This is a genomic window from Cribrihabitans neustonicus (genome assembly GCF_048820895.1).
Classification (GTDB): Bacteria; Pseudomonadota; Alphaproteobacteria; order Rhodobacterales; family Rhodobacteraceae; genus Cribrihabitans_A; species Cribrihabitans_A neustonicus.
In genome coordinates, this window is the sequence record NZ_JBMERQ010000002.1 from 666,024 (window position 1) to 684,488 (window position 18,465).

General features: G+C 66.8%; 15 protein-coding genes. 3 read left to right on the forward strand and 12 right to left on the reverse strand.

The genetic code is table 11. The features are described from left to right. The first annotated feature begins 2 nt into the window (after window positions 1-2). Entirely contained in the window at window positions 3-875 is an 873-nt protein-coding gene (gene dapA / locus ACOHWE_RS08275) for a 4-hydroxy-tetrahydrodipicolinate synthase (protein WP_420665580.1), read from the forward strand. 142 nt (window positions 876-1,017) lie between these two features. On the opposite strand, the gene ACOHWE_RS08280 is transcribed toward dapA, so the two are convergent. The 10 genes from ACOHWE_RS08280 to pdxR form a co-directional block, all read right to left on the reverse strand. Next, window positions 1,018-1,902, reverse strand: a complete 885-nt coding sequence (locus ACOHWE_RS08280; RefSeq protein WP_420665581.1) for a sigma-70 family RNA polymerase sigma factor — start codon at window positions 1,900-1,902, stop codon at window positions 1,018-1,020. Beyond that, window positions 1,899-2,360 carry a carboxymuconolactone decarboxylase family protein gene (locus ACOHWE_RS08285; RefSeq protein ID WP_420665582.1) on the reverse strand — a complete coding sequence of 154 codons (462 nt, stop codon included), beginning with the start codon at window positions 2,358-2,360 and terminating at the stop codon, window positions 1,899-1,901. The genes ACOHWE_RS08280 and ACOHWE_RS08285 overlap by 4 nt, the downstream gene beginning before the upstream one ends. A 288-nt stretch (window positions 2,361-2,648) precedes the next feature. Further along, entirely contained in the window at window positions 2,649-3,536 is an 888-nt protein-coding gene (locus ACOHWE_RS08290) for a dimethyl sulfoxide reductase anchor subunit family protein (RefSeq protein ID WP_420665583.1), read from the reverse strand. Then, a complete protein-coding gene (locus ACOHWE_RS08295; RefSeq protein ID WP_420665585.1) occupies window positions 3,536-4,348 on the reverse strand; it encodes a 4Fe-4S dicluster domain-containing protein in 813 nt (270 codons plus the stop codon). The genes ACOHWE_RS08290 and ACOHWE_RS08295 overlap by 1 nt, the downstream gene beginning before the upstream one ends. A 196-nt stretch (window positions 4,349-4,544) precedes the next feature. Next, a complete protein-coding gene (locus ACOHWE_RS08300; protein WP_420665586.1) occupies window positions 4,545-7,367 on the reverse strand; it encodes a molybdopterin oxidoreductase family protein in 2,823 nt (940 codons plus the stop codon). Window positions 7,368-7,393: 26 nt separating this feature from the next. After that, window positions 7,394-8,407, reverse strand: a complete 1,014-nt coding sequence (locus ACOHWE_RS08305; RefSeq protein WP_420665927.1) for a YeiH family protein — start codon at window positions 8,405-8,407, stop codon at window positions 7,394-7,396. A gap of 148 nt (window positions 8,408-8,555) precedes the next feature. Then, window positions 8,556-9,650, reverse strand: a complete 1,095-nt coding sequence (locus ACOHWE_RS08310; RefSeq protein WP_420665589.1) for an acetate/propionate family kinase — start codon at window positions 9,648-9,650, stop codon at window positions 8,556-8,558. An 11-nt stretch (window positions 9,651-9,661) separates the two neighbouring features. Further along, window positions 9,662-10,408 (reverse strand): TSUP family transporter, encoded by a 747-nt coding sequence (locus ACOHWE_RS08315; RefSeq protein WP_420665592.1) that lies wholly within the window; start codon window positions 10,406-10,408, stop codon window positions 9,662-9,664. 3 nt (window positions 10,409-10,411) lie between these two features. Beyond that, a complete protein-coding gene (gene xsc / locus ACOHWE_RS08320; RefSeq protein WP_420665594.1) occupies window positions 10,412-12,187 on the reverse strand; it encodes a sulfoacetaldehyde acetyltransferase in 1,776 nt (591 codons plus the stop codon). Window positions 12,188-12,532: 345 nt separating this feature from the next. Beyond that, window positions 12,533-13,993, reverse strand: coding sequence for a MocR-like pyridoxine biosynthesis transcription factor PdxR (pdxR, locus tag ACOHWE_RS08325; RefSeq protein WP_420665595.1), 1,461 nt, complete (start codon window positions 13,991-13,993; stop codon window positions 12,533-12,535). A gap of 131 nt (window positions 13,994-14,124) precedes the next feature. Here pdxR and ACOHWE_RS08330 point away from each other — a divergent pair, with 131 nt between their 5' ends. Beyond that, the gene (locus ACOHWE_RS08330) at window positions 14,125-14,439 is read left to right on the forward strand and encodes an ArsR/SmtB family transcription factor (RefSeq protein WP_420665597.1); all 315 of its coding nucleotides are present in this window, start codon (window positions 14,125-14,127) and stop codon (window positions 14,437-14,439) included. After that, the gene (locus ACOHWE_RS08335; RefSeq protein WP_420665599.1) at window positions 14,432-15,463 is read left to right on the forward strand and encodes a permease; all 1,032 of its coding nucleotides are present in this window, start codon (window positions 14,432-14,434) and stop codon (window positions 15,461-15,463) included. The genes ACOHWE_RS08330 and ACOHWE_RS08335 overlap by 8 nt, the downstream gene beginning before the upstream one ends. A 203-nt stretch (window positions 15,464-15,666) precedes the next feature. Here the strand turns inward: ACOHWE_RS08335 and ACOHWE_RS08340 are convergent, their stop codons facing one another. Together ACOHWE_RS08340 and ACOHWE_RS08345 are read right to left on the reverse strand one after the other, a co-directional pair. Further along, window positions 15,667-17,352 carry a tryptophan halogenase family protein gene (locus ACOHWE_RS08340; RefSeq protein WP_420665602.1) on the reverse strand — a complete coding sequence of 562 codons (1,686 nt, stop codon included), beginning with the start codon at window positions 17,350-17,352 and terminating at the stop codon, window positions 15,667-15,669. Window positions 17,353-17,838: 486 nt separating this feature from the next. After that, window positions 17,839-18,429, reverse strand: a complete 591-nt coding sequence (locus ACOHWE_RS08345; protein ID WP_420665603.1) for a GNAT family N-acetyltransferase — start codon at window positions 18,427-18,429, stop codon at window positions 17,839-17,841. Window positions 18,430-18,465 lie beyond the last annotated feature (36 nt).

Consider the following 18,465-nt stretch of genomic DNA (forward strand, 5'->3'; position numbering starts at 1 on the left):
CCATGTTCAAAGGCTCTATGCCGGCCCTCGTCACCCCGTTTCAGAACGGTGCGCTGGACCTGGAGACGCTCAAACGCCTGGTGGAATGGCAGATTGCCGAAGGATCCAGCGCCCTGGTGCCGGTCGGCACCACCGGCGAAAGCCCGACGCTGACCCATGAAGAGCACGAGACCGTGGTCGAGGAAGTGGTCAAGGCCGCGGCGGGCCGGGTGCCGGTGATCGCGGGCGCGGGCTCCAACAATACGGTAGAAACGATTCGCTTCGTCGAATTCGCTGAAAAAGTCGGCGCGGATGCAGCGCTGGTAGTGACCCCCTATTACAACAAGCCGACCCAGCGCGGCATGGTCGCCCATTTCACCGCCGCGCATGACTGTGCCGGGATCCCGATCATCATCTACAACATCCCGCCGCGCTCGGTGGTGGACATGACCCCCGCCACCATGGGCGAACTGGCCAAGCTGCCGCGCATCATCGGGGTGAAGGACGCCACCGGCAAGCTCGAGCGCGTGAGCCAGCAGCGCGCCGCCTGCGGTGCGGATTTCGTGCAGCTTTCGGGCGAGGACGCGACCGCGCTCGGCTTCAACGCCCATGGCGGGGTGGGGTGCATCTCGGTCACCGCCAACGTGGCGCCGCGGCTCTGCGCCGAGTTCCAGGCAGCCACCCTCGCGGGCGACTACAAGAAAGCGCTGGAATACCAGGACCGGCTGATGCCGCTGCACGAGGCGATCTTCATCGAGCCGGGGCTCGCGGGGGCCAAGTACGGCCTCTCCAAGCTGGGCCTCTGCAGCGAGGAGGTGCGCCTGCCGCTCACCACCCTACAGGACAGCACCAAGGCGGCCATCGACGCCGCAATGACCCACGCGGGCCTGCTCTGACCCAGTCTCGGCTCTGACAAAAGCAAGGGCGGCCTCCCCAACGGGAGCGCCGCCCTTTTCATTACTTTCTGACCCAAAATACCCCGGGGTGAATTGCCCCGAGAGGGGCAAGAGGGGCAGCGCCCCTCCCAAACCGGCTGCTCTACCCCAGAGCCGCCGCGAGGTGCCGGGTCTTGTCCGGATTGCGGGTCACATAGATCCGCCGGATGCGCCCTTCGCGGATCTCCAGCGCCATCGCCTGCACCAGCCCATCCGGCTCCTTGCTGAGGATCGCGGGCAGGCCGTTCAGCGTGCAGAAGCGCCAGCGCTCCGGCAGGGCGGCGCCGGACTTGCGCGCCAGCCCCGCGGCGAGCCGCATGACCTTGTCGCGGCCGCGGATCGGGTTGAAGGCGGCCATCACCTTGCCGCCGCCGTCGCTCACCATTTCGGCGTCCTCGGCCAGCAGCTGCGTGAGCGCGGCGGTGTCGCCGGTCTTGGAAGCGCGGAAGAAGGCCTCCGTCAGGGCGCGGGCGTCCTCGGGCTGAAGGGCCGCGCGGGGGCGATCCGCCTGAACGTGGCGGCGCGCCCGCGCGGCGAGCTGGCGGCAGGCGGCGGGGCTGCGGCCGAGCGCCTGGGCCACCTCGCCGTAACTGCCGCCAAAGACGTCATGCAGCAGGAAAGCCGCGCGCTCTAAGGGCGTTAGCCGCTCCAGCGCCAGCAGCAGCGCGACGGAGACATCGTGGTCCAGCCGTTCGGGCGGGTCCTCGGTCAGGAGCGGTTCGGGCAGCCAGGCGCCGGTGTAACTCTCGCGCTGCGCCTGCGCGGATTTCAGCACATCAAGGCACAGCCGCGTCACCACCCGCATCAAGTAGCCGGTTGCATTGCGCACCTCGCCCCGTGGCGCCGATTGCCAGCGGAGGTAGGCCTCCTGCAGGATGTCCTCGGCGTCGGCCACGCTGCCCAGCATGCGGTAGGCGACCGCGAAAAGCCGCGGCCGCGCCATGAGGAACACCTCGGCGTCCCGTTTCTCTGGAGCCTGATGGTTCACGCGGCAGTTGCCTCCCGGGGCGCAGGATGTGGCGTGCGGAAGCCGATGGCAATGCGGTTCCAGCTGTTGATTGCCCCGATCAGCAGCGTCAGCGCCACCTGCTCGCGCGGGGTGAACTGCTCGGCCACGGGGGCGTAGTCCGCATCCGGTGCGCCGGTCTCTGCCACCTTCGTCAGCGCCTCGGTCCAGGCCAGGGCGGCGCGTTCGCGGGGGCTGTAAAGGGGGCTCTCCCGCCACGCGGGCAGAAGATGCATGCGGTCCTCGCTTTCGCCGTGCTTGCGGGCGTCATGGGTGTGCATATGGATGCAGAGGGCGCAGCCATTGAGCTGCGAGGCGCGCAGCTTCACCAGTTCGATCAGGCTGTACTCGAGCCCTGCGGACTTCAGGAGTTCCTCCTGCTGCAGCATCGGCTGAAAGAGATCGCCCGCGGCGGCAAATTGGTCGAGACGCTGGGTCATCTGTCCGGTTCCTTTTCTTTGTGTGACGGAAACAGGACGAGGCAGGGGCGGGGTTTGTGACATGGAGCGGGCAGTTTTTTCGGCACCGCGTGGATTGGCCACGAGCCGTGCATTGCCAGCGCGCGCGGGGGCGATCCATTGGGGAGTAGATGGCAGTTTATGTCTGCCAAGTCCGTAAACCTTATCAAGGGACCACCTAGCGGCAACCAAATCGCCGCCGCGTGGGGCGGCGGCGGTGATGCGCGGCGGGCTTCGCCCTTGTTCCACGCTGGGTGCAGCCCCGGCTCTTCAGCGCTTGCCGTAGTAAAGGCCGACCACGTGTTCGGCCTCGGCAAAGAACAGCCAGCGGGAGGCGGCGACGCCCGCCATATGCGACAGTACCGCGGCACCCGCCATCAAGTGCTTGACCAGGAGCCCCGACCAGGGTGTCAGCATCAGAACGATCGGCAGGGCAAAGCCAAGGGTGAAGGCGATCACCCGCAGTTTCTGCGCGTGGCGGCGGCCCACCACATGCACGAACTCGCGCAGGAGGTAGTTGCTGCCGGTATGCGGCGGCTCGAAGGCGCGCACCGCGCCGCGCTCGCCCAGCCCGGTGGCGGTGCCGATGGTGGTGCCGGAGCGGGAGAGCGCCGTATCGCCGCGCAGCCAGTAGGCCAGTTGCAAACCGCCCGCGAGCGCCAGCAGCCAGGGCGCCAGCGCCTCGCGCCCGGCCAGGAGCGCGCCGCCGGCCAGCGACAGGCTGAGGAACAGCGCCGGGGTCAGGGACATGTTCCAGCGCGGCACGGCCTTCAGCTGGGTGTAGATCATCGCGGTGGTGAACACGGTGGCGAGGCTCAGAGCGGCACCGGCCCAGCCGATGAGCGTCCAGTGTGTACCGAAGAAGACAGCACCAAGCGCGTAGAGCCCCATCACCAAGAGCGCGGCCACCGCGCAGACGCCCTCGCGGCTGAGCCAGCTCGTGCGCCATTGGGTGAAGGCGCGCCAGGCGCGCTCTGGGCGGCCGAGGTGGAAGGTGGAGGCCAGGAGCCCGCCGCCTGCGAGCGCATAGGCGATGGCGTAGAAGACGAAGGCGACCCCGCCGGTCGCCGCTGGCAGCCCGAGGCCGAGGAAGAACAGCAAACCAAAGCCGAGGCCTGAGAGCGTGGTGAAGAGGATGACGGAGGGCGCGGGAAGCATCAGGTATTGTCTCCAGCAGGGGTTTCACCGGGTTTGCTGTCTCCGGGCAGCATGCCGAGCGCCCTGTCGAGCCAGCCGAGGAAGCTGCCGGGGCTCTCGTCCACCGGCGCCAGCAGCGGTGCGAGCAGGTCCGTCTGCTCCGAAAGATGGTCCTTCGGGCGCGGGGGCAGGTATTTGTTCACGGGCTTGGTGCCCATCTCCGGCATCAGGTCCATGCCGCCGCGCGCCGCCACCAATTGCGACACCTCGCTGTCCGGGTCGCCGAGGTCTCCGAAATGGCGGGCGCCGGCCGGGCAGGTGCGCACGCAGGAGGGGACGCGGTCCTCCTCGGGCAGGTTTTCATTGTAAATGCGGTCGATGCAGAGCGTGCATTTCTTCATCACCCCCGCCGCGAGGTCCAGCTCGCGCGCGCCATAGGGGCAGGACCAGGCGCAGAGGCCGCAGCCGATGCAGTGATCCTCGTTCACCAGCACGATGCCGTCCTCGGCGCGTTTGTAGCTGGCGCCGGTGGGGCAGACGGTGACGCAGGGGGCGTCCTCGCAGTGCAGGCAGGATTTCGGGAAGTGGATGAGCTGGGCCGCGGGGTCGGGGTGGGTTTCGCAGGGTGCGGGCTGCACCTCGTAGGAATGCACGCGGTTGAGGAAGGTGCCGGAGGGATCACCGCCGTAGGGGTCCTGGTCGCTGAGCGGCGCGCCGTAGTTTTCGGTGTTCCAGCCCTTGCAGGAAATCACGCAGGCGTGGCAGCCGACGCAGGTGTCGAGGTCGATCACCAGACCCATCTTGCGGTCGGTGGCGGGGGGGAGTTCGGTCATTGTGTCTGGACTCCGGCCGGGTGGCGGCGGGGGCAGGGGGCCAGCCCCCTCTTGAGCCTGCGGCTCAATTCACCCCCGGAGTATTTTGGGAAAGATGACGGGCGGGGCAGGTTTTGAGTATGGTGTCCGCCAGTGGAGGCACGCCGGGGCGCTGCCCAGGACCCCGGGATATTTCCGGCAAGAGGAACTTGCAGCGTCATTTTTTCACCTGCCATGCGAGCTGGTCCGGACCGGTGCCGACGGGGGACCGGATGGGCGGGCAGGCGGGTTGGCTTTCCTGCAGGCCGTCCGGCGGGGTGGCTTTTTCGAGTTTCACTTTGAGGTCGAACCAGGCGGCCTGGCCGGTGATCGGATCGGAGTTGGCCCAGCGGAGACCGTCGCCCTTGGGCGGCAGGAGCTCGTGGATCAGGTGGTTAAGGAGGAAGCCCTTGGTGGCCTCCGGCGCGTTTTCTTGCAGCGCCCAGGCGCCTTTGCGTTTGCCGATGGCGTTCCAGGTCCACACTGTATTCTCGTTGAGCGCGGCCATCTCCATCACCGGCACGGTGATCTCCCCGTGCGGAGAGGAGACGCGGGCCCAGTCGCCGTCCTGAAGCCCGTGCTGGCGCATCAGCTTTGACGGGACGTAGAGCGGGTTGTGGCCATGCAGCTGCCGCAGCCAGGCGTTCTGGCTGCCCCAGGAATGGTACATCGCCATCGGGCGCTGGGTGAGGGCGTGGATGGTGTAGCCCTCGTTGCCGGTCTGATCGGTTTCGTACCAGATCGGCAGTGGCGCCATTGCCTGTTTGAGCCGGGCGCGCAGGTGGTCGGGGGGCTGGCGGTCTCCCTCGCCTTCGGCAGCGAGCTGGAAGCGGCGCATCGGCTCGGCGTAGAGCTGGAACAGGTATGGCTGCGGGGCGTCGTAGAGGCCGAGGCCCACCGCCCAGTCCTGGTAGGCGCGGTTCCAGGGCTTGTAGTAGAGGGCTTCGTCCGGAATGTGCTCCGCGAAAAAGCCGCCGTTTTCGATGTAGCGGGAGAGCTGTTCCGGGTTCACTTCGCCGCGGCCGGTGTCCGTCCCGTCCTTGCCGCGAAAGCCTGCGAGCGGGCCGATGCCGGGGCGGCGCTCGTGGTTGACGATGTAGTCGGCGTAGTCCTTCCACTTGGGGCTGCCGTCCTCATAGGTGAAGCCCGGCAGGCTCATCCGGTTGGCGAGTTCGACCAGCACCGACTGGAAGCCGCGCACGTCACGGTCGGGCTCCACCACAGGCCAGCGGATCGCGTCGGCGGCGGCGTCGGCTTCGCAGATCGGGCGGTCGAGCAGGCTGATGCAGTCGTGCCGCTCAAGGTAGGTGGTGTCGGGCAGGATCAGGTCGGCATAGGCCACCATTTCCGAGCTGTAGGCGTCGGAGTAGATGATCCGCGGGATCACGTAGCCGCCATCGTCGTTGCGCGCCGTGAGCATCTCCATCACGCCGCCGGTGTTCATCGATGAGTTCCACGACATGTTCGCCATGTACATGAACAGCGTGTCGATCTTGTAGGGATCGCCGGCGTGGGCGTTGGAGATCACCATATGCATGAGCCCGTGCACCGACATCGGGTTTTCCCAGGTAAAGGCTTTGTCGATGCGCAGGGGCTTGCCGTCCTTGCCGATTTGCAGGTCTTCGGGGCCGCGCGGGAAGCCGAGGTGCGGGCCTTCAAGCGGGCGGCCGGGGCGGCCCTGGCCGTGCGGGGTGGGATGAGCGCTGACCGGTTTCGGGTAGGGCGGCTTGAAGCGGAAGCCGCCGGGCACCTCCACCGTGCCGAGCAGGATCTGCAGCACGTGGATGGCGCGGCAGGTCTGGAAGCCGTTGGCATGGGCGGAGATCCCGCGCATCGCGTGTATGGAGACCGGGCGGCCCTTCATCGTCCTGTGGGTCTCGCCGCGGAAATCGGTCCATTCCTGCTCGATCTCGAAGGCCTCGTCGAAGGCGACGCGGGCGATCTCGGCGGCGATGGCGCGGATGCGGGTGGCGGGGATGCCGCAGCGCTCTGCCACCGCTTCGGGGGCGTAGTCCGCGCTGAGGTACTGCTCCGCCATGTGTTGGAACACCGGGCGGTGGGTGACACCGTCTATCTCGTAGGTGGCGGAGAGGTCGGGGCGCACGCCGGGCTGGTCGAAGGGGGTGAGCTGGCCGGTGGTGCGGTCTATGACCAGCTCCTTGCCGTCCGCATCGCGCAAGAGCAGGCCCATTTCCGGGCCGTCGGTGGCGTTCACCAGAACGGGGGCATTAGTGTAGCGGGCGAGGTAGTCGAGGTCGATCTTCCCGGCCTTCATCAGGCAGTGGATCAGCGACAGCACGAACAGCCCGTCGGTGCCCGGCGTGATGCCGACCCATTCATCCGCCACCGCATTGTAGCCCGAGCGGATCGGGTTCACGCCGATCACCCGCGCGCCGCGGGCCTTCAGCTTTCCGAGGCCGATCTTGATCGGGTTGCTGTCGTGGTCCTCGGCCACGCCGAACAGCAGGAACAGTTTGGTGTGGTCCCAGTCGGGCTGGCCGAATTCCCAAAAGGCGCCGCCCATGGTGTAGATGCCCGCCGCCGCCATGTTGACCGAGCAGAAGCCGCCGTGGGCGGCGTAGTTCGGCGTGCCGAAGTTCTGCGCCCAGAAGCTGGTGAAGCTTTGCGACTGGTCGCGGCCGGTGAAGAAGGCGAGCTTGTGCGGCGCGGTTTCGTGCAGCTCGTTGAGCCAGCCGACAGCGGTGCTGAGCGCCTCGTCCCAGCTGATCTCGCGGAACTCGCCGGAGCCTCGGGGGCCGGTGCGTTTCAGGGGTTTCCTGAGCCGCGAGGGGGCGTTGTGCTGCATGATGCCGGCCGAGCCTTTGGCGCAGAGCACGCCCTTGTTCACCGGGTGGTCGCGGTTGCCCTCGATATAGGCGACCTTGCCGTTCTTCATGTGCACGTTGATGCCACAGCGGCAGGCGCACATGTAGCAAGTGGTCTTGCGGACCTCGTCGGATACGGCAGGTGATGTGTTCACCTGGGGTTGCTGGAACGTCATCTGGCCTCCCTTCTGGTCTCCCCCGGTCAGGTCAACAGCTCGATCCCGGCCAGAATCAGCCCGGCGATGAACAGCGTTTCGACAATGATCAGGGCAATGGCCGCGCCGCCGACAGCGAGGACCTGCTTTAAGTTTGTTTTCATGCCCACTGCCGCGATGGCGGTGAGCAGCAGCCAGCGCGACGCCTGGCTGGCGAAATCGGTCAGGACCTGAGGCAGGGCATGGGCCGAGCTGAGCACGGCCAGCACCAGGAAACCGATGACGAAGCCGGGCAGCAGCGGCGGTGTCTTTCCGTCCCTGGGCGCCTCCGCGAACCGCCGGATCAGCAGCGAGGCGGCCAGCACGATGGGGGCCAGCATCGCCACCCGGATCAGCTTGACCAGCGTCGCTGTGTCGCCAGCCTGCTCCGAGACCGAAAAGCCCGCGCCCACCACCTGCGCAACGTCGTGAATGGTGCCGCCCAGGAACACGCCCCCCTGCAGATCGCTCAGGCCCAGAGTGCTGACCAGGATCGGATAGGCAATCATCGCCACGGTGGAGAGCACGGTGACGCCCATCACGGTGAAGATGAGACGCTCCTCCGAGCGGTCGTCGCGGGGAAGGATGGCGCTGATTGCCATCGCCGCAGAGGCGCCGCAGATGGCCACGGAGCCGGCGGTGAGCAGGGCAAACCGCCACTTGTGGCCGAAGAAGCGCGCGACGAACAGGCCGAAACCGATGGTGGCAACGACGCCGGTCACCACAAGGGCGATCAGCTCCGCCCCCAGCCCCATGATCAGGTCGAAAGAAATACGCACCCCGAGCAGCGCCACGCCGAGCCGCAGCAGGCTGCGGGCGGAAAAGGCGATGCCCTCAACCGCCTTGCCTTCTTCCGACAGGAAGCTGAGCGCGATGCCCAGGAGAAGCGCCAGCAGCATGGCCGGTGTCGCATAGTGGTCGGCCAGGAACTGGGCGGTGATCGCCACGACCACGGACAGAACAACGCCGGGGAACAGCATCCGCAGCCTCTGGCCGGGGAAGGCTCTGGGGGAGAAACGCATGTTTGAAGTTGCTTTCATAGGGCTGACGCTGTTCCTGGTTCTGTCCAGAGAGGGTGATATTTGTTCCGCGATCAAGGCGTTCCGGAAGATTTTTTCTTGCGATGCCGACTGGGGCGCTGGCCATGCGTTGCCCCGGGGGTCTCAGATGCTAGGTGCCGGGCAGATCGAGGGTATTGCGGGTGTGCCATGCGATCTGGCGCTCTTCATCCGCCGGGATGACATTTACAGCGCCGTCGGGCAGGCCGGCCCAGGCGAGCCGTTTGGTGATGTCTGCGCGGATTGCGGCGGCGTTCTCGCCGATGCCGCCGGTGAAGGCGATGGCGTCGATGCCCTCCATCGCCGCGATCATCGAGCCTGCGTGGCGGGCCGCCCAGTAGCAGAAGTGCTCAATGGCAAACCGCGCCGCGGGCGTGTCCGCCGCCTCCAGCGCGCGCATGTCGGGGCTGAGGCCGGAGAGGCCCAGGAGCCCGCTTTCGTGGTTGAGCAGCCGGCGGGCGCCGTCCACCCCGAGCGTTTCCGCCAGCGCGAGGACCGCATTGCCGTCGATGCTGCCGGCACGGGTGCCCATGGTGAGGCCCTCAAGCGGGGAGTAGCCCATGGTGGTTGCCACCGAGCGGCCCTCGCGGATAGCGCAGAGCGAGGCGCCGTTGCCGAGGTGCATGGCCAGCAGCCGTTTGGGCAGCGCAGTGCCTGTCACCTCGGGCCAGCGGCGCACCAGTGCGGCGTAGCTGATGCCGTGGAAGCCGTAACGGCGGATGCCTTGCGTCTCGGGGCGGCCGGGCAGGGCGTAGCGCAGGGCGGGTTCGGGGTTGGCCGCGTGGAAGGCGGTATCGAAACAGGCCACCTGCGGCAGCTGCGGCATCAGATCGGCAAGGGCGCGGATGGCGGCCGCGTTGTGCGGGTTGTGCAGCGGCGCAAGGCGGGCGCAGTGCCCGATCTCTGCCAGCACCTCCGGCGTCACCAGTTCCGGGCGGGTGAGGCTTTCGCCGCCATGCACCACCCGGTGTCCCGCCGCCGCAAGGCTGCCGGGTGTGAAGCCCCGTGCAGCGAGCTGTTCCAGCAGCTTGTCAAACGCCAGGGCGTGGGTGGCGAGTGCTGTCTCCTGCCGTGAGTCTCCCACGCGCAACCGGCCGGTGCCGCCGATGCCGGAGGCCTCCGCGCTCAGTTGCATTTCAAGATCGGGGGCAAAGACCGCCAGCTTGATCGAGGAGGAGCCGGCATTGACGACGAGGATGTTCTGCATGGCGGTCTCCTTCAGGCGGCGAGGCGGGCGATGTTGACGAGCGAGAAGGCGGTCAGCATCAGCACAACGGCACGGCGGAACTGGGCTTGGGATACCGCCGGAAAGCTGCGGGTGCCCGCCGCAACTCCAAGCGCGAGGATTGGAAAGGCGAGGAGGATTCCGGTGAGCGTCTGCGGCCCCACCAGCCCGTGTGCGGCCATTACCGGCAGCGCCATCAGGTCGATGCCGGTGAGGAACACGATCATGGTGGCGCGGAACACCGCGGGCGGCACCGGCTGCGCGGCGAGGAAGGCCGCAACCGGCAGCCCGCCGACGCCTGCACTGTTCGCTATGCCCGCAACCGCCCCTGCGCCGATGCTGCCCCGCCGCCCCACCGGACGTTTCAGCTGCCAGCCGCTGAGCAGAAGCAGGCTCAAGACCAGGATCAGTGCAGAGATCGCGAGCCGCGCGTCCTCGGCGGAGAGCCGGGCCATCAGGGCGATGGCGGGCACGGTGGCGAGCGCGGCGCCGGCAAGCAGGCTCAGCGCGCGGGCCCAGTCCACATGCGCCCGGATGCCGCGCGCCTGCAGCCCGGTCATCGCGATCTCGCAGGCAAAGACCACCGGGATCAGCGGCAGCGGGTTGGTGGTGAGGGCCGCGAGAATGATGAAGATTGCGGAGAAGCCGAAGCCGGAAAAGCCGCGCACCATGGCCGCCGCAAACAGCGCGGCGGCCAAGTAGGCCCCTTGGCCCATGGAGAGGTCAAAGGGCAGCTCCACGGCTCAGACCTGCTGCGGGCGCATGTCGGCCTTGTCGATGCCCGCTACCCGGACCGGCTTCTTCATCGCGTCGCGGCGGAAGGGCTCGCCCAGCTCCTGGTTGATCATCGCCTCGATCAGGGTGGTCTTGCCGTTCTTCTGGTCTTCGATCGCCTGGGCCAGCGCTTCGGTCAGCTCGTCCATGGTGCGCGCCACCACGCCCTTCAGCCCGCAGGCCTGGGCTATCCCTGCGTAGGAGACCTGGGTGTCGAGCTCGGTGCCGACGAAGTTGTCATCGAACCAGAGGGTCGAATTGCGCTTCTCCGCGCCCCATTGGTAGTTGCGGAAGACGATCTGGGTGATCGCGGGCCATTCGCTGCGGCCGATGGCGGTCAGCTCGTTCACCGCAATGCCGAAGGCGCCGTCACCCGAGAAGCCGACAACTGGCGTGTCCGGGTTGCCGATCTTGGCGCCGACCACGGCGGGAAGCCCGTAGCCGCAGGGGCCGAAGAGGCCGGGGGCGAGGTACTTTCGGCCTGCCTCGAACGAGGGGTAGGCGTTGCCGATAGCGCAGTTGTTGCCGATGTCGGAGGAGATGATCGCCTCCTTCGGCAGCGCCGCCTGGATCGCGCGCCAGGCCATGCGGGGGCTCATCCAGTCCGGCTTGTCGGCGCGGGCACGCTCGTTCCAGGTGGTGCCGGGGTCGTCGTCCTCATGATCCATAGAGCTCAGTTGCTGCGCCCAGCGGGATTTGGTCTCGGCAATGCGCGCCTTGCGCTCCTCGCGGCCTTTGTCGCCCGCGTCTTCACTCAGCTGCCCGAGGATGCCCCCGGCCACCTTGGCGGCATCGCCGATGATGCCGACGGAGACTTTCTTGGTGAGGCCGATGCGGTCCGGGTTGATGTCGACCTGGATGATCTTCGCCTGCGCCGGCCAGTATTCCATGCCATAGCCGGGCAGGGTGGAAAACGGATTCAGGCGGGTGCCGAGGCAGAGCACCACGTCGGCGTCCTTGATCAGCTCCATGGCCGCCTTGGAGCCGTTGTAGCCTAAGGGGCCCGCAAACAGAGGGTGCGAGCCCGGAAAAGCGTCATTGTGCTGGTAGCCGACGCAAACCGGGGCATCGAGACGCTCGGCCAGATCCTTGGAAGCCTCGATGCCGCCCTTGGACAGAACGACGCCGGCGCCATTGAGAATCACCGGGTTCCTGGCTTCGGAGAGCAGCCGGGCCGCTTCCGCCACCGCGGTCTCGCCGCCGGAGGGGCGCTCGAACTCGATCACGGCCGGCAGCTCGATGTCGATCACTTGGGTCCACATGTCGCGCGGGATGTTGATCTGCGCAGGCGCAGAGGCGCGCTTGGCGTTCAGGATCACCCGGTTCAGCACTTCGGCGACGCGGGAGGGATCGCGGACCTCTTCCTGATAGGCGACGCAATCGGCGAACATGCGCATCTGCTCCATCTCCTGGAAACCGCCCTGGCCGATGGTCTTGTTGGCGGCCTGCGGGGTTACCAGCAGCAGCGGCGTGTGATTCCAGTAGGCGGTCTTCACGGCGGTCACGAAGTTGGTGATACCGGGGCCGTTCTGGGCGATCATCATCGACATCTTGCCTGTGGCGCGGGTGTAGCCGTCCGCCATCATGCCGCCGGAACCCTCATGGGCGCAGTCCCAGAAGGTGATGCCGGCGGCGGGGAAGATGTCGGAGATCGGCATCATAGCCGAGCCGATGATGCCGAACGCATGTTCGATGCCATGCATTTGCAGCGTTTTTACGAACGCTTCCTCGGTGGTCATTTTCATGGCGGGGGTCTCCTCAGAAGGGCGCGGGATGTCCGGGGTTTGGCCGGTGTCAGAACCGGTTTAGGGCGCCGCGCAGGGGCGGGTTAGGGCCAGTTCCTTCGGCGGCTTAAGGCCAGCGGCGTGCTCCCGCCCGGCGCTGCGCATCCGCGGGATGCGCCTTGCCGGTTGGGCCGGGCGCCGCACGTGCCGTGCGGCGCGGGCAGGCGGCTGACCGTGCCGCAGATTCTGCCGGCGAAGCGGCGCGGGGCCGGCCGCGGCGCCGCGCCGGACCCAAGGCCGTCAGCGGGGACCGGCGCAGCCGAGGCACGTGCGGGCGCGGGAGGCACCCGGCCGCGGCGGGCAGGCTCAGCCCTCTTCGAGCGCCCTTGCCAGCAGGGCGAGGCCGGGTTCGATCCGTGGCGCCGGGATCGAAGAGTAGCCGAGGCGGTAGAAATTGCTGCGCCGGCAGGGGGCTGAAAAGAAGGGCGCGCCAGGCTCGATGATGACGCTTTGCTCTTTCAGCCGCTCGGCCACTTCGGCGGTGTCCACGCCCTCGGGCGCCTGCATCCACAGCGCCGAGCCGCCATAGGCGCCGACGCCCGCCACCGTGAGCCCGTGCTTGCGGATTGCGTCCTCGATCACCATGCGGCGGTCGTGCAGCACCTTGGCGGTGCGCCGGATCTGGGCGTCGTAATGGCCAAGCGACAGGAAATAGGCCACCGTGCGCTGGATATGCCCGGGCGGGTGGCGCAGCACGCTCGCACGCAGGGCGCGGGCCTGGCGGATGAACGGTTCGGACCCCACCAAATAGCCCAGCCGCAGCCCCGGAAACAGCGATTTGGAAAAGCTGCCCGCATAGACCACCCGCCCGTCCGCATCGAGCGACTTCAGCGCCGGCGAGGGGGCGGCGAGGAAGGACATCTCGAACTCGTAGTCGTCCTCCACGATGACCGCGTCGATCTCGCGGGCGCGCTGCAACAGCTGCTTGCGGCGTGCCATCGGCATGGTGAAGGTGGTCGGGCTGTGATGGCTGGGGGTGCAGAAGATCACGTCGGTGTCGTCTGCGATGCGCTCCGGCGGCAGGCCGCTTTCGTCAACGGGGATGCAATCCACCGTGCAGCGGGTGTGGGTGAGCTGGTCGCGCAGGGTGTAATAGGCGGGGTCCTCCATCGCCGCCTTGCGGCCGCTGCTGAGGAGGAGCTGACCGACCAGCCAGAGCGCGTTCTGCGCGCCGAGCGTGATCAGGATCTCCTCGGGCCGGGCGGTGATGCCGCGCCGGGGCAGTGTGTGGCGGGCGATGTATTCGATCAGCAGCGGGTCATCCTGGTCGAAGTAGTCATTCGTCAGCGCCGCAAAATCCTTCTGCCCCAGCGCCCGCAGCGCGCAGAGCCGCCAGTTGGCGTGGTCGAATAGCGACGGATCCGCCTGTCCGTAGATGAAAGGGTAGCGGTAGCTGCGCCAGTCCTGCGGCTTGCGCGGGGTGTCGCCGCCGGTGAACTTGCGGGCAAAGGCCCGGCCCCAGTCCACCGTTTCGCCGCTCTTGGGCTGCGGCGTGTACGAGGGCGGCACCGGGGCGTTTTCCGATACGAAATAGCCCGAGCGCCCGCGCGCGGTGAGGTAGTCATTCGCCAGCAGCTCGGTATAGGCCAGCGTCACGGTGATCCGGCTGAGGCCCAGATGCGAAGCGAGCTTGCGCGACGACGGCAGCTTCTCCCCGACCCGGAAACGGCCCGAGAGTATGCCCTCGGCAATCATCTCCTGGATCTGCGCCTGCAGCGTGCCCTGCGCGTCCGGGTTGAGGAAGAAGGTGTCGACGGAGATGCCCATGTGCAGGAGCTTAGGCTGGCCTTAAGTGCCGCGCAATCTGGACTTAGCAGGCGGAGGGAGAAATCTGCGGCTTGCCTCGGTCTCAATATAACCATAAAACTAGTTTTGTAGAATCATAAGGAGGCAGCATCATGTTATGGGAAGAGGCCGCACAGGGTTTTGCCGCAATGGGATCGGAGGCGCGGCTGCAGGTGCTGCGCTGCCTGATACGGGCCGGTGAAACGGGTATTAGTGTGGGAGAGATACAGGAGCGGACCGGGATCGCACCATCCACCCTCGCGCATCACTTAAAGTTCCTCGCAGGCGCCGGGGTAGTGGTGCAGGAGCGGCAGGGCCGCAGCACCCTCAACCGCGCCGATTTCACCCGGCTGGAGGCGCTGGCAGGGTTCATCCTCAGCGAATGCTGCGCCGACGCAAACCAGGGGAAGGCGGTAAACAATGGCTGAGCTGTCACAGAGCCCCCGCCGGGTAACAGCGCTGGCCAGCTGGCTGAAGACACCCTGGACGCTGAGCGCGGCCCTGCTGGCGGCGGCGGCGCTGCTCGATCCCGGGCAATTCGGCTCGGTGCTGGGTTTTGCGCTCACCGCGCTTGCCAGTACCGCTCGCTACATCCTGTTTGCCGTGCTGCTGCTCGCCTATCTGAAGGCATCGGGGGCCGAGGCGATGGTGGCGCGGGCCTTCGTGGGGCGGGAGACGCGGATGATCCTGCTCGCTGCGCTGTTCGGCGGGCTGGCGCCGTTCTGCTCCTGTGAGGTGATCCCCTTCGTCGCTGGGCTGCTGGCGCTCGGTGCGCCCCTGTCGGCGGTGATGGCCTTCTGGCTCTCGTCACCGCTGATCGACCCGCCGACGCTCCTGATTACCGCGGGCGCGCTGGGCTGGCCTTTTGCCATCGGCAAGGCGGTGGCGGCGGTGGCGCTGGGGCTGTTCGGCGGCTTCGCCGTCAAGGCGCTGCGGGGCGGCGGGGTGTTTGCCGAACCGCTGCGGGTGCGGCCTGCCACCGGCCCCTGCGGCTGCGGCGCGCCCAAGCGGGACGCGGCGCCGGTCTGGCGGTTCTGGCAGGAGGAGGCGCGGCGAAAGAAGTTCCGGGCCGAGGTGGTCTCCAACGGGCTGTTCCTGCTCAAATGGCTGGCGCTCGCCTACGTCCTGGAAGCGCTGCTGGTGCATTACGTGCCGGCCGCTGTGATCGCCGGGCTGGTCGGCGGCGAGGGTGTGCAGCCGGTGGTGTTTGCCGCCCTGGTGGGTATGCCTGCCTATCTGAACTCCTACGTGGCGCCGCCGCTGCTGGCCGGTCTGATGGAGCAGGGCATGACCGCGGGCGCGGCGATGGCCTTCATGGTGGCCGGTGCGGTGAGCTCGGTGCCCGCGATGGCGGCGGTCTGGTCGCTGGTGAAGCCGCAGGTCTTTGCCGCCTACCTGGGCCTTGGCGTAAGCGGCGCGGTTCTGGCAGGGCTGCTGTTCCAGCTGGTCTGAGGGGCGCGGGCATTGCGCCCGGGTACGCACCGCCCCCTCTGCGCGAGGAGGCGGTGGTTGGGCGCTGAGGTCTTCGCGAACTGTGCCGGCCCGCCAGAAGGATCTTGCCGCCATTTGGCGCGGCAGCGATCGCGGCTGCAGAAGGCTCCGCAGCTGAGGCGGGGTCTTCGCCGGGCTGCAGCCGCGCGGAGCGGAAAGACTTTCTAGAACAGTTGCAGATCCTTCGCGCCGCTTTGGATTTCGGCGTGGCTCGGCATGTTCTGAATCGTCACGGGTGCCAGTGGCGTGCCCGGCATCGGCACTGTGGGTTTCATCGCGGCCGCCATGCCGAAGGCCGGTTTCTCCAGCTCCCCCCGGATGTCGCGCAGCAGTGTCTTGTGATCCGGCATCGTTTTCAGGATCTGCGCCAGGTCCACTTTCGCGCCCTTCCACCACTGGAACCAAATCGGCTTCTTCAGCGGGCGCAGACGATCCCGGATGCCCGTGCCATAACCGGTGTCATAGACCTGTTTGCCCAAAAGCACCGTCTGATAGACACGAAAGTCGAAGAGCGTGGCGAACTCGATATCGTGGTCCATTGGCAGACGGTGCTGCCACAGCTCCAGGTTCTCGGCCAGGCGGTCCGGTATCTTCATTTCCGTACGTGCGTCGATCCAGTACTGGTCGTCGGTGCGGTTGCCCAAGCGGTAGTGCAGGCAGATGAACTCCAGAACCTCGTCATAGAGCTTGTTCATCTGCCGGTTGTACCTGTTCCGCAGTGACGGCGCGATGTCCCGCGTGGGCAAGTGCTCCGCGAACCAGCGCACCGCGTGATCGATCATATGGATCGCAGTACTCTCCAACGGCTCGATAAACCCGCCGGCCAGGCCGATCGCCACGCAGTTCTTGACCCAGGCATTGCGCACACGCCCGATCCGCATGGGGATCACGCGCGGCGTCGCACCCTTACCGCTGTCACCCAGCCATTCAAGGTATTCATCCGCAGCCTGGTCATCCGTCCGGTGCGCGGAGGAGAACACGTACCCCGTGCCCACCCGGTTGTAGAGCGGCACCCGCCATGTCCAGCCTGCGCCAAGTGCGGTAGCCCGTGTGAGGCTTTCGATCTTCTCCGGGTCCGGATGCTCGATCTGCAGCGCCATGGCACGGTCGTTGGGCAGATAGTCCGAGTAGTCCATGAACGGCTCGCCGAGCGCCTTGTTGATGATCAGCCCGCGGAATCCGGTGCAGTCTATGACCATCTCGATGTCATGGCGCCCTTTGTGCTCCAGCATCAGGTGGCTGACGTTGCCCTGTTCGTCCAGCTCGACCGATTTCACCTCGTCCTGGATATGCTCCACGCCGCGCTTGGTGCAGACCCTGGTGAGCATGCCCGCAAATTTCACGGCGTCCAGATGGTACGCATAGCCGAACCGCTGCTCGAATTCGGGCTGGCCCAGGGGCCGCGCGCCTTTGCACAGGCGGCCGAGATCATCGTGCGGCGAGATGGACTGGGTGAAATCCCGGTCCCCGTTGCCGAAGCGCAGGAAATATTCGGCGGCCTCCAATCCATCCAGCACCTGGCCGTGGGCAAAGGGGTTCACGTAATCGATGCGATTGCCCTTGGCATCGGTGTTCCAATTGCAGAACTTCACGCCCAGCTTGAACGACGCGTTGGTCTCGCGGAAAAAAGCCCGCTCTGAAATGCCCGCCTGACGGAGCGTTCCCGGCATCCGCGGCACTGTGGCCTCGCCGACCCCCACGGTGGAGATATTGGGGCTCTCGATCAGGCAGAGATGCGGACGGTCCTTGGGCGACGAGGTGCGCGAGAACAGCGTGTCCAGGATCAGCGCGGTCATCCAGCCGGCCGTGCCTCCGCCCACGATGGTGATTTTGCGCAAACGATTATTCATGCAGTTCTGTCCCTGTTGGTTTTTTTTAAGATCGTAGCCCAGCTTTCCCGCGTCTGGCTAGGACCAGTGACGCCGAGGAATGCATGCAAGGCCGCGCATCCGCCGCCGCTGCCCGGCGTGGCAGGCATTCCGTTCCAAGCTCCACATAAAGCCATGTCTTTGGGAAATCAAAAGGCGGCGGTCTTACTCGAAATTCCAAGACCTTGTGTGGTCCGGTCAGGCCGGTATCGAGATCAGCCAGCCCATGCGCGCGGAAGGGTGCTTGTCCGGCCAACCCCGCCTGGCCTCCGCCTCGCGCACATGCTGCGCGCGGCAGGATTTACTGCTACTGTTGCAGTTCCTCGGCGGGGCGGCCGGGACGGTCACAGCAATTCCTGCGCGGCGTGCGCCCGCAGAGCAAGTTCCGGTTTCACTGCATGGGCTCAGCGGTGACGGTGGCCGCCGTTGCGCCGGGAGGCGCCTGCCTCCGTTGCCCCCTCTTCAGCCTCAGTCGCGCGGGGTGTCCAGCTGCCAGCGCAGGTTGGCGCGCACCGTGAGCCATTCCGCGGCGGTGATCGAATAGACTGCAGTGTCGCGCAAGGTGCCGTTCGGCATGATCATGTGCGAGCGCAGGATGCCGTCCAGCTTGGCGCCCAGCCGCTCGATCGCCTGGCGGCTCTTGTAGTTCATCACATGGGTCCGCAGCTCCACCGCGATGGCCTCGCGCGCCTCGAAGGCGTGGCGCATCAGCAGCAGCTTGCATTCGCTGTTGATCGCGCTGCGCTGCACCGAGGCGCGGTACCAGGTGGAGCCGATCTCCAGCCGCCGGTTGGGCGCGTCGATGTTCATGTAGGTGGTCATGCCCACCGCCTTGCCCTGCCGGTCCAGGACCGCAAAGGGCACCATGCTGCCGCTGGCTTGAAGCGCGAGCCGGCGGTCGATTTCCTCGGCCATCTGGTCGGGCGCCGGGATCAGCGTGTACCACAGCCGGTGCAGCGCGCCGTCGGCGGTGGCTTCGCATAGGTCGTTCAGATGCTCATGAGTGAGCTGCACCAGAGTAACGTGCCGCCCGTTCAGTGTGACAGGTTCAATCCACATAAAAAAACACTCCCCAGTTGGCGAAAAAGGTCCAGC

What these genes read in the sequence shown, in the direction of transcription:
- dapA (WP_420665580.1), top strand. Translation starts at nt 3, where the DNA reads ATGTTCAAAGGCTCTATGCCGGCCCTCGTCACCCCGTTTCAGAACGGT.
- ACOHWE_RS08285 (WP_420665582.1), bottom strand. Translation starts at nt 2,360, where the DNA reads ATGACCCAGCGTCTCGACCAATTTGCCGCCGCGGGCGATCTCTTTCAG.
- ACOHWE_RS08290 (WP_420665583.1), bottom strand. Translation starts at nt 3,536, where the DNA reads ATGCTTCCCGCGCCCTCCGTCATCCTCTTCACCACGCTCTCAGGCCTC.
- ACOHWE_RS08295 (WP_420665585.1), bottom strand. Translation starts at nt 4,348, where the DNA reads ATGACCGAACTCCCCCCCGCCACCGACCGCAAGATGGGTCTGGTGATC.
- ACOHWE_RS08300 (WP_420665586.1), bottom strand. Translation starts at nt 7,367, where the DNA reads ATGACGTTCCAGCAACCCCAGGTGAACACATCACCTGCCGTATCCGAC.
- ACOHWE_RS08305 (WP_420665927.1), bottom strand. Translation starts at nt 8,407, where the DNA reads ATGCGTTTCTCCCCCAGAGCCTTCCCCGGCCAGAGGCTGCGGATGCTG.
- ACOHWE_RS08310 (WP_420665589.1), bottom strand. Translation starts at nt 9,650, where the DNA reads ATGCAGAACATCCTCGTCGTCAATGCCGGCTCCTCCTCGATCAAGCTG.
- xsc (WP_420665594.1), bottom strand. Translation starts at nt 12,187, where the DNA reads ATGAAAATGACCACCGAGGAAGCGTTCGTAAAAACGCTGCAAATGCAT.
- pdxR (WP_420665595.1), bottom strand. Translation starts at nt 13,993, where the DNA reads ATGGGCATCTCCGTCGACACCTTCTTCCTCAACCCGGACGCGCAGGGC.
- ACOHWE_RS08330 (WP_420665597.1), top strand. Translation starts at nt 14,125, where the DNA reads ATGTTATGGGAAGAGGCCGCACAGGGTTTTGCCGCAATGGGATCGGAG.
- ACOHWE_RS08335 (WP_420665599.1), top strand. Translation starts at nt 14,432, where the DNA reads ATGGCTGAGCTGTCACAGAGCCCCCGCCGGGTAACAGCGCTGGCCAGC.
- ACOHWE_RS08340 (WP_420665602.1), bottom strand. Translation starts at nt 17,352, where the DNA reads ATGAATAATCGTTTGCGCAAAATCACCATCGTGGGCGGAGGCACGGCC.
- ACOHWE_RS08345 (WP_420665603.1), bottom strand. Translation starts at nt 18,429, where the DNA reads ATGTGGATTGAACCTGTCACACTGAACGGGCGGCACGTTACTCTGGTG.